The organism is Intrasporangium sp. (assembly GCF_035280925.1).
In the GTDB taxonomy this organism is placed as follows: Bacteria; Actinomycetota; Actinomycetes; order Actinomycetales; family Dermatophilaceae; genus Intrasporangium.
In genome coordinates this window covers 1-13,827 of record NZ_DATEEY010000170.1, presented here as the reverse complement: position 1 = coordinate 13,827, position 13,827 = coordinate 1, and the positions used below count along the sequence as shown (strand labels likewise).

Sequence of the window (13,827 nt, the reverse complement as noted above, 5' to 3'; positions counted from 1 at the left end):
CATGACGTATGCCGCTCTGCTGGCCGGGTGCCCACGGTGACCGCCGGGGGAGCGCCGTCGGGTGACAAGACCAACGACCGGCTGGGGGACCGGCTCCGGCGCTGGCGACGGACCCGCGCGACGGAGCTCGTCCAGCAGGAGGCCGCCCGCCCGCGCGTCGACGTGCGAGTGGTCACCGACTCGACGGCATACCTGCCGGTCTCCGTCGTCGACCAGCACCACATCGAGGTGATCCCGCTCCACGTCGTCGTCGGAGGCCAGGAGCTCGTCGAGGGCCGCGACATCAGCGCGGCGCAGGTCGCTGCGGCCCTGCGTGAGTACACCATCGTCACGACCTCGCGCCCGAGTCCGGCCGTGTTCGCCGAGGTCTATGCGCGGCTGGTCGACGAGGGGGCGACGCACATCGTGTCGGTGCACCTGTCGAGCCAGATGTCGGGGACCTACGAGGCGGCGGGCCTGGCCGCGACCGAGGCGTCGGTCCCCGTCGAGGTGATCGACAGCGAGACCATCGGCATGGCGATGGGCTTCTCGGTCGTCGCCGGGGCGAAGGTCGCCGCTGCCGGTGGCGAGCTCGAGGCGGTCACCGCGGCGGTCCGGGAGCGGCTCCGCCCGTCCGGCGTCCTCTTCTACGTCGACACCCTGGAGCACCTGAGGCGCGGGGGGCGCATCGGGGCCGCCTCGGCGCTGCTCGGGTCCGCCCTCGCGATCAAGCCGATCCTCGCGGTCCGCGGCGGGCGGATCATGCCGGTCGAGAAGGTCCGGACCTCGTCCCGGGCCGTGGCACGCATCCAGGCGATGGTGCTCGAGTACGTCACCAAGGGCGGCGTGATGGTCGACCTGGCCGTCCACCACCTCGATGCCGACGTGCGAGCCGAGCAGATCGCGGAGCACCTCCGCAGCCGCCTGCCCGGGTCGCCGGAGGTGCTCGTCGTCGAGCTCGGGGCGGTCGTGGGAGCGCATGTCGGGCCAGGCACCGTGGCCATCGCGATCTCGCCCCGCCCGGGCGAGCCACTCCCTGCATCGGCTGCGCCCCCAGGGCCGTGAACGCCGGCACCGTCGCGGCCTGGGTCGGAGGAGTGGTCGGTGCCTTCCTCCTCGGGTCGGTGAACCCTGCGACGATCATCGCCCGGATCCTCGGCAAGGACCTGGCCGCCTCCGGGTCGGGGAACCCGGGTGCGACCAACGCGGGCCGTGTCCTCGGCCGCAAGTGGGGCGTGCTCGTCGGAGTCCTCGACGTCCTCAAGGGGCTCGTCCCGACCTTTCTCGCGGGGCAGTGGTTCGGCGCGCACGCTGCCTACGCCGTCGGGCTGGCCGCGATCCTCGGCCACATCTGGTCGCCCTTCCTCCGGGGGCGTGGTGGCAAGGGCGTGGCCACGACCCTCGGGGCGATACTCGGCGTCCACCCCTGGGTGGCGCTCGTCGCGGTCGGTGTCTTCGCGGTGGCCGTGATGGCCACCAAGTGGGTGGCCGCGGGCTCGATCTTCGGCGCCCTCGCGATGATCGTCATGGCTGTTCTCGTCCTGCTCGGCCGGGCGCCCGGGGACGTCTGGACCGGCCTCTGGCTCATCGGCATCGCCCTGATCATCCTCTGGCGGCACCGGAACAACGTCATCGGCTGGTGGCGCCAGCGTCGCCTCCGCTGACCTCTACCTCCTTTTCGAGTGTGCACTCCGCGCCGGGCCGTGTGGCGGCGTCGTGAATCGGAGGAGTCGGGCCCCGGGACGAGGGGAGAACATGCCTGCGTCGGCCCGACGCGAACTGTTCACTCGACGCGAACGCAGTCCGGCACGAACTGCACCCGACGCATAGGGTGGGAGCACCCGGGCACCGGGCGCGCGGAAGCGAGCCCAGCGGCATACGGCCTCAATGGTTCTCCCTCAATGTGAGGGATCGGCACCTTGACGAGGGCCGGAAGTCACCCGCTCAGAAGACGATGGTGCGGCGACCCGAGAGGAAGACCCGGCTCTCGGCGTGGTCGCGCACCGCTCGGGACAGGACGCGCCGCTCGACGTCGCGGCCGATCGCGACGAGCCGCTGCGGCGTCTCCGCGTGCGTGACGCGCACGACGTCCTGCTCGATGATCGGTCCCTCGTCGAGGTCCGCGGTGACGTAGTGCGCCGACGCCCCGATCAGCTTCACCCCGCGGTCGTGGGCCTGGTGGTAGGGCTTGGCCCCCTTGAAGCCCGGCAGGAAGGAGTGGTGGATGTTGATCGCCCTGCCCGCGAGCTCCCGGCACAGCGAGTCCGACAGGATCTGCATGTAGCGGGCGAGGACGACGAGCCCGACGTCCTCGGCCTCGACGATCTTCAGCAGCTGTGCCTCGGCGTCGGCCTTGGTGTCCGCCGTGACCGGGATGTGCAGGAACGGCAGGCCGTAGTACTCGACGAGGCCGCGGGTGTCCTCGTGGTTGGAGGCGACACCGACGATGTCGATGGGCAGGTCGCCGGACCTCCACCGGTAGAGCAGGTCGAGCAGGCAGTGGTCGAACTTGCTGACGAGGATGAGCGTCCGGCAGCGTTCCTCGGCGGGGCGCACGGCGAGGTGCTGGTGCCTCACCGCGGAGGAGGCGTCGATGGCGTCGAGCACCGGCTGCACGTCGGCGGCGTCGGCGTCGAAGACGGTCCGCATGAAGAACAGGTTCGTGTCCTCGTCGGAGTACTGCTGGTTCTCCAGGATGTTCGCGTTGACGTCGAGGAGCGCGGCTGAGACGGCGGCCACGATTCCGGGGCGGTCGTCGCAGGTGAGAGTCATGATGTGCCGGGCCATCCGAGGATTGTTGCTCAGCCGGGGCGCGTGCTCCCAATCGGGGTGGCGCCGTCTCGGGGAGTGACCGTCCACATCCTGTCGGGTGGCGGGTGCTCGTCCACAGCTGCGCACCGGCGCGGCTGGGTGGTGCGTGGCCTTGCCTACCTTGCCCGTATGCCGCTGAGCCGCGTCCCCAAGAGCCCTGACCTCGAGCGCGTGGTTCAGGTCCTGGGCGGGCGGGTGGTGCAGGAGGGCGCGTCCCGTGGGCGGGGTGGCGGCTGGGTCCCGGCGCCGCCCGGTTTCGTGGAGGGGCCGACGCGGCAGCCGGAACGCGAGAACCTGGAGCTCCTGGACCCCGGACCCAGCTCGGCCGACCTCGAGGACCAGCTGCGCCGCGCCCGACGGCCGTCGCTCGTCTCGGTCCCGGCATCGCTCCGGACCGGGCGCGTGTCGGTGAGCAGCAGCGCCGTCGTGGCCGTGCTTGCGCTCGTCGTCGCCTTGGGCTGCGCTTTCGTGCTGCGGATCCTGTGGGCCGAGCGGGCGGCCGAGGGCGAGGCCCTGTCGGCGGCTGGCACGGCTGCTCGGGCGGCGACGCACGGCTCGGACGGTCCGGCCACGGCGGAGGTCGTGTCGAGGTCCGCACCCTCGACGCGTCCTGGTGCGGCGCCGTCGGCGGAGCTCGTCGTGCACGTCGTGGGACAGGTGGTCAAGCCGGGGCTCGTCCGGCTCAAGGCGGGTGCCCGCGTCGCGGACGCGATCGAGTCGGCCGGGGGCGTGACACGGGCTGCTGACCTGACGGCCATGAACCTCGCGCGGGCCCTCGTCGACGGTGAGCAGGTATTCGTGCCGAAGCCGGGGGAGGAGCCGCCTGCTGCCGGGGCGCAGGTGAAGGGGGGAGCGACTGGGAACGGATCCGGGTCGTCGGGACCGGGAGCCGGCCCGGTGAACCTGAACACCGCAGACCTCGACGCGCTTGACTCCCTGCCGGGGGTGGGGCCGGTCCTGGCCCAGCGGATCGTGGACTGGCGCAACGAGCACGGCCGGTTCACCTCGGTGGAGGAGCTGGGGGAGGTCAGCGGGATCGGGGACAAGATGTTGAGCCAGCTCCGTCCCAGAGTCACGGTGTGAGCCAGGCGCCGGCGCGGACCCTCCGGGCGGACGGACCCGACGAGGTGGTCCGGGTACCGAGGCGGCTCGACGCCCGGCTCCTTGTCCCCGTCGTCGTTGCGTGGCCGGTGGTCGCGTTCGCCGGCCTCGTCGTGCCGACGACCTGGGTGTGGTGGTCGGCCCTGGCGTCGGGACTCGGCTCGGCGCTGATGGTGCAGCGGAGGGTGCGATCCTCCGGCCGGAGGCTCCTCGCGCTGACCCTGGCGGTGCTCTCGCTGACCCTGCTCGCGGTGGCGGGCCATCGGACGGTGCGCGACATCGGCCCGCTGGCCGAGCTGGCGGAGGCACGTGCCGTCGTCACGGTGCGAGGGGTGATCGCCACTGAACCGATCGTCGTCGGCGGACCGCTTGTGGTCGGTGGCGCGGACACTGCTGTGGAGCGCCAGGAGCCGACCCGTGACCCCATCGTCGTGGTCCGGCTGGAGGTCAGGCAGGTGGCGGGTCGCGGCCGGGTCACCGAGGTGAACGCGCCCATTCTCGTCACCGGGGACCGATCCTGGGCCGAGCGCAGCTGGCAGGAGGAGGTCGAGGCAGTCCTGCGCCTGTCTACCGCGGATCCCGGTGACGACGTCGTGGCCCTGGCCCGACCCAAGGGCGAGCCGACCGTCATCGGCCGGCCCGGGCTGGTGTTCCGGGCGGCAGACTCCGTGCGTGCTGACTTCCGCGACGCGACGGCGGGCCTGACCCCGGACGCTCGCGGTCTGGTGCCGGCCCTCGTCATCGGCGACACGAGCCGGACGCCACCGGACCTCACCGAGGCGATGCTCCACACGGGGCTGAGCCATCTCAGCGCCGTCTCGGGGAGCAACGTCACCCTCGTCCTGGCGACTGCGCTCGGTCTGTGCCGGCTCCTCGGAGTGCCTCGGCGCGGCCGGCCCTGGGTCGCCCTCTGCGTACTCGCCGGGTTCGTCATCCTCGCCCGACCGGAGCCGAGCGTCATCCGGGCCGGCGTGATGGGGGTGGTCGGGTTGCTCGCCCTGTCCACGTCACGTCGTCAGGCCGGCGTGCCGGCGCTGTCGGGGGCGATCGTCGGCCTGCTCGTCTGGGACCCGTGGCTGGCTCGGTCCTACGGCTTCGCCCTGTCGAGTGTCGCCACCCTGGGCCTGCTGCTCTTCGCACAGCCCTGGGGGCGCGCGATCGCCCGAGGGCTGCCCCGGAGCCTCGCGTGGTTCGGACCGGTGCTGGCCGTGCCGCTTGCCGCACAAGCGGTCTGCGGGCCGATCGTGGTCCCGCTCCAGGGCAGCGTGTCGCTCATCGCCGTCCTGGCCAACCTGCTCGCTGCACCGCTCGTGGCTCCGACGACGATCGTCGGAGTCGCCGTCGCCGTCCTGTCCGTCGTCTGGATCGGAGGTGCGTCGTGGCTGGCCTGGCTCGCCGGGGCGCCCGCACAGGGCATCGCCTGGGTCGCGAGGACGTGCGCCGAGGCGCCGTTCGGCAGCATCGACTGGGGCGACTCCGCTGTCGCCGCGGTGCTCCTCGCCGTCGTCACCGCCGTCGTCATCGTGGTCTGGCCCTGGGTCTGGAGGCACGTCCGGCTCCGTCCCCTCGTCGCGGCGGCCGTGGTCCTCGTGGCGACCGTTGCCGCGACACCGACGAGCGTGGCGTCCTGGCCACCGCCTGGCTGGGTCTTCGTCGCGTGCGACGTCGGCCAGGGTGACGGCTTGGTCATCAACAGCGGTATCGGCGCTGGCACGGGGCACGCGGTCGTCGTCGACGCGGGAGGCGACCCGGGCCGCATCGACGGCTGCCTTGGCCGGCTGGGCATCCGCGTGGTCGATCTTGTCGTCCTCAGCCACTTCCACGCGGACCACGTGGCCGGGCTGGCGGGGGTGCTCGAGGGGCGGACCGTTGCCGAGACGAGGGTCTCGACGGTCGTGGAGCCAGAGCACATGGCGGACCAGGTCCTTGAGGTCGCGTCAGCCGGCGGCGTCCCGGTGCGCGAGCTCCGCGCCGGTGACAGCTTCACGGTCGGCGCGCTCACCGCTGAGGTGTGGTGGCCCGCCCGCAACCTCAGCGAGGGCTCGGTCCCCAACAACGGCTCGGTGGTGATGACGGTGCACGTGCGCGGGGTCGACCTCCTGCTCTCCGGCGACATCGAGCGGGAGGCGGCGGCGCAGGTCATCCGGGCGGCGCAGCGGGAGCCGGAGCGCTGGGGAGAGGTGGACGTCTACAAGGTGGCGCACCATGGTTCGAGCAACCGGGACGACCGGCTCCTCGACCTGATCTCGGGGCAGGTGGCGATCATCAGCGTCGGAGCGGACAACGACTACGGGCACCCGGCGCCGTCGCTGCTGCACGCGCTCGAGAGCCGGGGTTTCGTCGTGCACCGGACGGACCTGGAAGGCGACATCGCGGTCGTGGTCGATGCCGGTGGCCAGCTCACGGTGCGCAACTGACAATCGAGTGAACAACTTCGGGGTCCTCCCACCCAACTTCCCAATCGAGCGAACAACTTTCGGGGCACTCACCCCCAGAAGTTGTTCACTCGATCACGTCGTTCAATCGAGCGAACGACTTTCGGGGCTTTCACCCCCCAGAAGTTGTTCACTCGATCACGTCGTTCACTCGAATGAACGACTTTCGGGGCACTCACCCCCCAGAAGTTGTTCACTCGATCAGGGGGTCAGGGGGAGGTGCCGACGGCCGCTTCGCGGCGAGAGTCGCCCGCCGCTCGAACCTCGCCACCCTGGTACTGCGCGGCACCGACTCCGCCGAAGTACATGTGCTTGGACGGGTACTCGCTGCCGGGCAGACCACTCGGCCCGATCGCCGCGGCGATCGACGCGTCGGGCTCGTGCTCCACCACTGGCGTGCCGTCCTCGCCGAAGCGCACGTGCAGGCGGGGCGCCTCGATCGCCTCGGCGAGGCTGACGCCCCGTAGGAGCGCCTGGCCCAGGACCTGCATGAGGGCAGTCGTGATCCGGTCCGCGCCCGGCGACCCGACGGCGATGGCCTCGCCGGCCTCGTTGCGGGCGGTCGCGGGTGCCATGTTCGACGCCAGGCGCGTGCCCGGCGCGAGCGCGTGCACGCCGAGCCGGTTCAGCTCGGGCTCGCCCAGGGCGTTGTTGAGCAGGATCCCGGTGCCGGGGATGACGATGCCCGCGCCGTATCCGGCGGACATGGTGATGGAGCAGGCGCCGCCATCCGAGTCCACCGCCGACACGTGCGAGGTCGACGCCGACGTCGGCAGCCCGGCCAGGCCATGGCGATCGACCGACTCGAGCAGCGCATGGCCGTCGGCGAGGAGGTCGGGCGAGCGGTCATGCACGGAGAGGCGGTACGCGAGGACCCGCTTCTGGATCTCGATGACGTCCGCCCACGACCACCCGGGCGATCGGGCCGCCAGCTCGCCGAGCATCACGGCGAGCATCGGCCCCCCGACCGACGGCGGGGGGTTGAGCGCCACGGTCCAGGCGCCCAGCCGGCGCATCGTCGGCCGACGCTCGAGCGGCTCGTACGCCAGCAGGTCCTCGCGAGTGATGAGGCCGCCGTGCTCGGCCATCTGGTCCACGAGGACTCGACCCACCGCACCGGAGGTGAAGAGCGACGGCCCCTGCGCCCCGAGCAGCTCGAGGATGTCCGCGAGGTCGCTGTTGGTCACCACCTCACCGGTCCGCAGGGGGTGGCCCTCGGCACCGGTGACAATGGCATGAGCCTCGGGGTCGTCGCCGAAGAGGCTCTCGCGGACGACCCCGAGATACAGCGCGGCGGCCGCCCCGACCCGGTACCCCTCACGACACGAGCGCTCCGACGGCTCGACGACTCGCGACCAGGGGACCCGGCCGAACAGCTCGCTGGCTCGCGAAAGGGCCTGCACGGCACCGGAGTTCGCGACGGAACCGGCGCCGGCCCCGAGGGTGATGCCGCCGCCGTACTGCGTCGTCACCCAGCGCAGGCCCTGGCCGAACCGGCCCGGGTCCAGGCCTCGACCGGGCATCTCGACGTTCCCATCGATGACGACGGGATCCCCATCAGGCGGCCAGACGTTGACATAGGCGCCGCCCATGAGGCTGACCATGCCCGGATCGGTGGACATGGCGGCGATGGACGCCGCAACGGCTGCGTCGACCGCATTGCCGCCCTCGGCGGCCATCTCGAGCCCGGCCTCGAGAGCCGCGGAGTTCGCTGCCGCGACGGCGACCCTGGTCATGGCCTCATTGTGCCGAAGCCTGCGTGAGCCCGGGCGTTCGGCGCGCCAAGCGGCGCGGGCGAGCGGGAGCCAGCTCAGCGGCATACGGCCAGGGTCTAGTCACGCCCCAGCGAGTGGTACTCGGCGTTGGGCACGAAGCCGAGCGCCGTGGACACCCGGTTGGTGAGGTTGAACATGCCGACGACCTGGACCAGCTCCATGATCTGGTGGTCGTCGAGGCCGACCGCGCGGAGCGGCTCCAGGTCCGCCTCGACGACGTCCGCTGGGTGGAGCGTGAGCTTCTCCGCGTAGGCGGCCATCGTGGCCTCGCGCTCCGGCAGATTGGCCTGACGCCAGTTGACGGCGACATTGTCAGACGTCCGCTCGTCCTCCGTGTAGGTGCGCAGCGCCGCGGTGTGGGAGATGACGCAGTAGTTGCACCGGTTGACGTTCGAGACGACGACTGCGAGCAGCTCGCGGTCCGCGTTGCTCAGGTGCCCGTCCTTGTTGACGAGCAGGTTGAAGTAGTTCCACCACGCGAGGAACTGGTCCCCGTTGACCGCCTGCGCCTTGAAGACGTTGGGCACGAAGCCGAAGGCCTCCTCGGCCTTGGCCCACAGCTTGCCGACGCCTTCCGGGACGTCTTCGGCAGTCGGGACGGGAAGGAAGGAGATACGCGCGTCGTCAGCCATGAGGGCACTGTATGCCGCTGTGCTCGCTGTCGCTGTCAGGCCGGGGCGAGCGCGGGGGCGGGCTCGTCGACCGGGGCTCTCGCTGCCTCGCCGAGCGCCCGCAGCGCGGCCGAGACGGCCGGGACCCGCAGCAGGTCGGACGTCGTCACCGCGAGGATCTGGCGCCGCGAGGGCGGCGTGAGCGAGAGGGTCACGACCTCCTCGTGCTTGGCGGCGTTGAGGATGAGATCGGGCACGAGAGCGACCCCGAGGCCGGCAGTGACGAGGCCGATCTGGGCGACGTAGTCCTCGATCTCGAAGGCCACGTTGGGCCGGAAGCCCTCATGGTGCGCGAGGGAGACGAGGTGGCCCCGACAGCGCGGACATCCCGCGATCCACTCCTCGTCGGCGAAGTCGGACATCGACACACTCTCGCGGCCCGCCAAGGGGTGGTGCTTCGGGACGACGACGCGGACCTCGTCGTCGAGCAGGTGCTGGGTCTCGAGGAGGGTCAGGTCCTCCTCGAGCTCGCCGAGGTCGGCGCCCTCGTAGGCGAACGCCACCGCGATGTCGCAGTCGCCGTTGCGCAGTGCGGCGAGCGACTCGGGCGGCTCGGCCTCGGTCAGGGTGACCGTGATGTCCGGGTGGCGCCGTTTGAGGATGGCAAGAGCCCTGGGGACGAGGGTCGCTGACGAGCTGGGGAACGCCTGGAGCCGGACTCGGCCGGCGCGCAGCCCGGCGATCGCGGTGATCTCCTCCTCGGCGGCATCGAGGGCGGCGAGCACGCCGACCGCGTGTCGCGCGAGAACCTGGCCGGCCTCGGTGAGGCGGACCTGGCGGCCGTAGCGCTCGACCAGCACGGTGCCGGTGCGCTGCTCGAGGCGCCGGACCATCTGCGAGATGGCGGGCTGCGAGAAGCCGAGGGCATTGGCGGCGCCGGTGAAGCTGCCCTCGTCGGCGATCGCCTTCATCACCCGGAGGCCTGCTGCGTCGATCATGGTCCAAGCATAACTCAGGATTATGCTTTTGAGCGTTTCCCCTGATGGGACGTACGCTGTGGGCGTGAAGCTTGCGACGACCCGGGCCCTGCCACTCGTGACGCAGGACCTCGGGACGCTGGACGACCTCGTCGACCTCGTCAGCGGTGGCGGGGTCCTCGTGCTGAGTGGCGCGGGCATGTCGACGGACTCGGGGATCCCGGACTATCGCGGGCCGGACGGGACGCGCCGGGTCGAGCCGATGACCCTGGGTGAGTTCACCGGGTCGTCGGAGGCACGCCGGCGCTACTGGGCGCGCAGCTACATCGGTTGGCAGCGGTTCACCGCGGCCCAGCCCAACTCCGGGCACGAGCGGGTCGCCGAGCTGCAGCATGAGGGCTACCTCGGGCCGATCATCACCCAGAACGTCGACGGCCTGCACCAGGCCGCGGGCGCCCGCGACGTCGTGGAGCTGCATGGGTCGCTCGAGCGGGCGGTCTGCCTGACGTGCGGTGAGGTGACGTCGCGCGAGGGTCTCCACGAGCGGATGACGGAGGCGAACCCGGGCTTCATGGAGCGGTTCGCCGCGGAGGCGAGGGCGGTCGGATCGCAGTGGGGCGAGCAGGTGCGGCCGGACGGCGACATCGTCGTGGCCGACTCGCTCGTCACGTCCTTCTTCCCGCCGCTGTGCCTCGTCTGCGGACGTGACACGGTGAAGCCGGACGTCGTGTTCTTCGGCGAGGCCGTCCCCAAGGCGCTCGTCGACAAATGCTTTGGCCTCGTCGACGAGGCTGGTGCAGTCTTGGTCCTCGGATCGTCGCTGTCGGTCATGAGCGGCTACCGCTTCGTGCGGCACGCGGCCAGGAAGCGGGTGCCGGTCGCCATCGTCACGCGGTCGGCGACCCGGGGCGACACGGAGGCGACGGTCCGGTTGCATGCCCCGCTCGGGGAGACTCTGGACGCGTTGGGAGCGGCACTTGGACACGGGCACTGACCTCCGCTGGTACTCGACCCTGCCGGCCCCGGGGCCCGGGCCGTCGGTCCGTTGGGCCTCGGCAGCCTTCGCGGCGGAGCTTCGGGACTGGGTCGCCGAGGTGCTCGGCGCCGAGGGCGTGGACGTGGTGGCCCTGGAGCAGGTGCTGCTGCGGCCCTGGTCCACGGTGTGGCGTGCGCGAGGCAGCGACGGGGTCGACTACTGGGCCAAGCAGAACTGCGAGCACCAGAAGTTCGAGGCGCGGCTCCTCCAGGCCCTCGACGAGCTGTCTCCGGACAAGGTCATCCCGGTCGTCGGGATCGACGGTGACCGCGGCCTTCACCTCGTCCCCGACCAGGGGCACGTGCTCTCCGAGACCATCGCTGCCGACGACGTGGACGCGTGGTGCGGCGTCGTGGCGCACGCCATGTCCCTCCAGCGGGATCTCACGGGGGCGGAGGATCGCCTCGTCGCCGCCGGCGTCACGACGATGCGTACCGCGGACGCCGCGGACTACGTGGCCGTTCGCACGGAGCAGCTGAACGACCTGCCCGTCGGTGACCCGCGGCGCCTCTCCGACGATGAGGCGTCCGCGCTCAAGGCTCTGGCACCGACGGTGACCGGGTGGGTGGAGCGCCTGGCAGCTATCGACCTACCGGAGTCCTTGGTGCACAACGACCTTCACGCCAACAACGTCTTCGCCACGCCCGACGGACGGCTGCGCTTCTTCGACTTCGGCGACGCCGTGCTCGCCCACCCGCTGAGCGCGCTGATGATCCCGCTCAACATCCTGGTCCACCGCTTCGAGGCGGCGAATGATGACGCGCGGCTGCGCAAGGTCGCCGATGCCGGGCTGGAGGTGTGGAGCGACGTGGTGCCGTCGACGGAGCTGCGATCGGCTCTGCCGGCTGCTCTGCAGCTCGGCCGGTTGGGGCGGGCTGAGTCATGGCTTCGCGTCTGCGCGACGCTCACCGATGAGGAGCTGGCCGAGTACGGCGATGCCGCCCCGTACTGGCTCGGCTCTCTGCGGAGCGAGCCCATCCTGGCCTGAACGCGCTGCGTCTGCGCGCTCACCCACTGATCAGCCTGAGTAGTCAGTGGGTGAGGGTCCCCGCGGCGATGGGCTGCCGGGGTGGGCGGCGCCGCCCTCGACCGACTGCACCTGGTCGCGGATATCGTCGAGCTCGGTCGGCCACACCTCGACGGTCTGCACCACCCAGAACGCGCCGAAGAGCAGGATGATGACCACCTCGGCCACGATGATGATGTGGGCGAAGCCCTCGATCACCAGGTGCAGGGCCACAGTCCCTGCGAGGGCCACACCGAGCAGGACGGCCAGCGTGTAGTAGATGCGGCGGAACTTCAGTCCTCGTTCAGTGGACGGCTGGTAGAGCGCATTGAGGACCATCACCGCGATCACCCCGGCGACCATCGTGGCTGCGGCGATCCCGTGGCTCAGGTGGATGAACGAGTCCCGCTTCCAGAGGAAGAACCCGAGCTCGACGACCAGGACGATGCCGCACACGATGGAGGCGATCCGCGAGCCGGGAGTGGCCGAGGTCACCAGTTCGCCGCGCCGCGCCAGAACGTACCGCACGATCGCTGCCGTGACCGCCACGACGATGAGTGCCCAGATGTTGTTGCGGACCGCGTTGGCCACCTCGAGCGTGGACAGCGTCGGAGTCGGACCGCACGCGGCGTCGGGGACGGTGGGCACCATGGCGACGACGAACGCCATGAAACCGGAGAAGTCGAGGAGGACATCCTCCTCCGCCGATCGTGCCTTGTGCACGATGAGCATCGCTCCCAGAGCGAACAGCGCCCCGACGAAGACGGTGCGCGCCGGCGTGAAGTAGTACGCACTGATCGACCCCAGGAAGCAACCTCCGTCGACGATGCCCTCGTAGGCCACCGCGAACAGCAGCATGAGGAGTAGCGCGATCATGCCGGCCCGTAGGTACCGGTAGGTGTACAGCACGTCTCGCCCGAGCTCCGGGTTGGTCTTCTGTCGCGCAGTCCTCGTCATGACATCTGAGTGTGTCGCACGAACGCGACTGACGCCCAACAAAACTCAGCGGGAGTGCGGAACCCGGCCCAGCGGCATACGGTAACCGTCGTGGTGGCTCACACGCGACGGAGGACTGCGGTGACCTTGCCCAGGACGGTCGCCTGGTCGCCGTCGATGGGGGAGTAGTCGGGGTTGTGCGGCAGCAGCCAGACGTGTCCGTCCTTGCGCTTGAACGTCTTCACCGTCGCCTCGTTGTCGAGGAGCGCTGCGACGATGTCGCCGTTGTCAGCCGTCGGCTGCTGGCGGACGACGACCCAGTCCCCGTCGCAGATCGCCGCCTCGATCATGGAGTCGCCCACGACCTTGAGGAGGAAGAGGTTGCCCTCGCCGACGATCTGCTTCGGCAACGGGAAGACGTCCTCGACGACCTCCTCGGCGATGATCGGCACGCCTGCGGCGATCTGGCCGAGGACCGGCACGTAGGCGGCCGCCGGCCTGGCGTCGCCGGAGCCGGTCTCGGTGTCGTGCTGCTCGGTGGTGTCGACGTCGAAGCCCGAGACGCTGCCACCCCGGCCGCGGTAGCCAGTCGCGTCCGCCGGTGAATCGGGTGAGACGATCTCGATGGCGCGAGGGCGGTTGGGATCGCGTCGCAGGTAGCCCTTCGCGACGAGGGCGTTGAGCTGGTGGGAGACGCTCGACGGGCTGGCCAGGCCGACGGCATCGCCGATCTCACGCATGCTCGGCGGGTAGCCGCGTCGGTCGACCGAGTTGCGGATCACCTCGAGGACGCGACGCTGGCGAACGGTCAGGCCGTCCCCCTTGTGGCGGTCGGGAAGCTCGGTCACGCCCATGGTGATCCCCTTCTTGGTGCTCGTTCTGGTGCTCACTCGGTGCTCGGTGGCGGCTCGTCTCAGGCTGTCACAGACCCGACTGTCGGTGGTGACTGCTGGGGTGTCTGTTGTTGGTGAAGCCTATGGGGTTCGAACACAGATGCCAAACATTTGTTCGACGTGTCGCTCGACATTGTCGGGATCGCGTGCTAGAAAATCGTACAGACGTTCTATCGAACAGGCGTTCGTGCGGAGGAGGACATGATGGGCGCACAAGTTCTGGAGTTTCCCGCCAGCCGGCCGGCCCCGAACACCCGGCCGCGGCTG

The 13,827-nt window shown here is 70.7% G+C and carries 12 protein-coding genes; 6 read left to right on the top strand and 6 right to left on the bottom strand.

The window, feature by feature from the left end:
- Positions 1-27: 27 nt before the first annotated feature.
- Both VJN29_RS15420 and plsY read left to right on the top strand, forming a co-directional pair.
- Positions 28-1,044 (top strand): DegV family protein, encoded by a 1,017-nt coding sequence (locus VJN29_RS15420; protein WP_324144518.1) that lies wholly within the window; start codon positions 28-30, stop codon positions 1,042-1,044.
- Entirely contained in the window at positions 1,041-1,643 is a 603-nt protein-coding gene (plsY, locus tag VJN29_RS15415; protein ID WP_324144517.1) for a glycerol-3-phosphate 1-O-acyltransferase PlsY, read from the top strand. The genes VJN29_RS15420 and plsY overlap by 4 nt, the downstream gene beginning before the upstream one ends.
- Before the next feature lie 280 nt (positions 1,644-1,923).
- Here the strand turns inward: plsY and purU are convergent, their stop codons facing one another.
- Entirely contained in the window at positions 1,924-2,766 is an 843-nt protein-coding gene (gene purU / locus VJN29_RS15410) for a formyltetrahydrofolate deformylase (protein ID WP_324144516.1), read from the bottom strand.
- 153 nt (positions 2,767-2,919) lie between these two features.
- Here purU and VJN29_RS15405 point away from each other — a divergent pair, with 153 nt between their 5' ends.
- Together VJN29_RS15405 and VJN29_RS15400 are read left to right on the top strand one after the other, a co-directional pair.
- Entirely contained in the window at positions 2,920-3,873 is a 954-nt protein-coding gene (locus tag VJN29_RS15405; protein WP_324144515.1) for a helix-hairpin-helix domain-containing protein, read from the top strand.
- Positions 3,870-6,308, top strand: coding sequence for a ComEC/Rec2 family competence protein (locus VJN29_RS15400; protein ID WP_324144514.1), 2,439 nt, complete (start codon positions 3,870-3,872; stop codon positions 6,306-6,308). The genes VJN29_RS15405 and VJN29_RS15400 overlap by 4 nt, the downstream gene beginning before the upstream one ends.
- Before the next feature lie 227 nt (positions 6,309-6,535).
- On the opposite strand, the gene VJN29_RS15395 is transcribed toward VJN29_RS15400, so the two are convergent.
- The 3 genes from VJN29_RS15395 to VJN29_RS15385 all read right to left on the bottom strand — a co-directional run bounded on the left by VJN29_RS15395 (position 6,536) and on the right by VJN29_RS15385 (position 9,710).
- The gene (locus VJN29_RS15395) at positions 6,536-8,062 is read right to left on the bottom strand and encodes a gamma-glutamyltransferase (protein ID WP_324144513.1); all 1,527 of its coding nucleotides are present in this window, start codon (positions 8,060-8,062) and stop codon (positions 6,536-6,538) included.
- A 95-nt stretch (positions 8,063-8,157) separates the two neighbouring features.
- Positions 8,158-8,733, bottom strand: coding sequence for a peroxidase-related enzyme (locus VJN29_RS15390; protein WP_324144512.1), 576 nt, complete (start codon positions 8,731-8,733; stop codon positions 8,158-8,160).
- Between the two features lie 35 nt (positions 8,734-8,768).
- Entirely contained in the window at positions 8,769-9,710 is a 942-nt protein-coding gene (locus tag VJN29_RS15385) for a LysR family transcriptional regulator (protein ID WP_324144511.1), read from the bottom strand.
- A gap of 58 nt (positions 9,711-9,768) precedes the next feature.
- Here VJN29_RS15385 and VJN29_RS15380 point away from each other — a divergent pair, with 58 nt between their 5' ends.
- Together VJN29_RS15380 and VJN29_RS15375 are read left to right on the top strand one after the other, a co-directional pair.
- Positions 9,769-10,683: a Sir2 family NAD-dependent protein deacetylase gene (locus VJN29_RS15380; protein WP_324144510.1), complete on the top strand. Its 915-nt coding sequence runs from the start codon at positions 9,769-9,771 to the stop codon at positions 10,681-10,683.
- A complete protein-coding gene (locus VJN29_RS15375; RefSeq protein ID WP_324144509.1) occupies positions 10,667-11,713 on the top strand; it encodes an aminoglycoside phosphotransferase family protein in 1,047 nt (348 codons plus the stop codon). Before VJN29_RS15380 ends, VJN29_RS15375 begins: the two co-directional genes overlap by 17 nt.
- A 30-nt stretch (positions 11,714-11,743) precedes the next feature.
- Here VJN29_RS15375 and VJN29_RS15370 read toward each other — a convergent pair whose 3' ends face one another.
- Positions 11,744-12,688: a hypothetical protein gene (locus tag VJN29_RS15370; RefSeq protein WP_324144508.1), complete on the bottom strand. Its 945-nt coding sequence runs from the start codon at positions 12,686-12,688 to the stop codon at positions 11,744-11,746.
- A 98-nt stretch (positions 12,689-12,786) separates the two neighbouring features.
- Positions 12,787-13,521, bottom strand: a complete 735-nt coding sequence (lexA, locus tag VJN29_RS15365; protein WP_324144530.1) for a transcriptional repressor LexA — start codon at positions 13,519-13,521, stop codon at positions 12,787-12,789.
- Positions 13,522-13,827 lie beyond the last annotated feature (306 nt).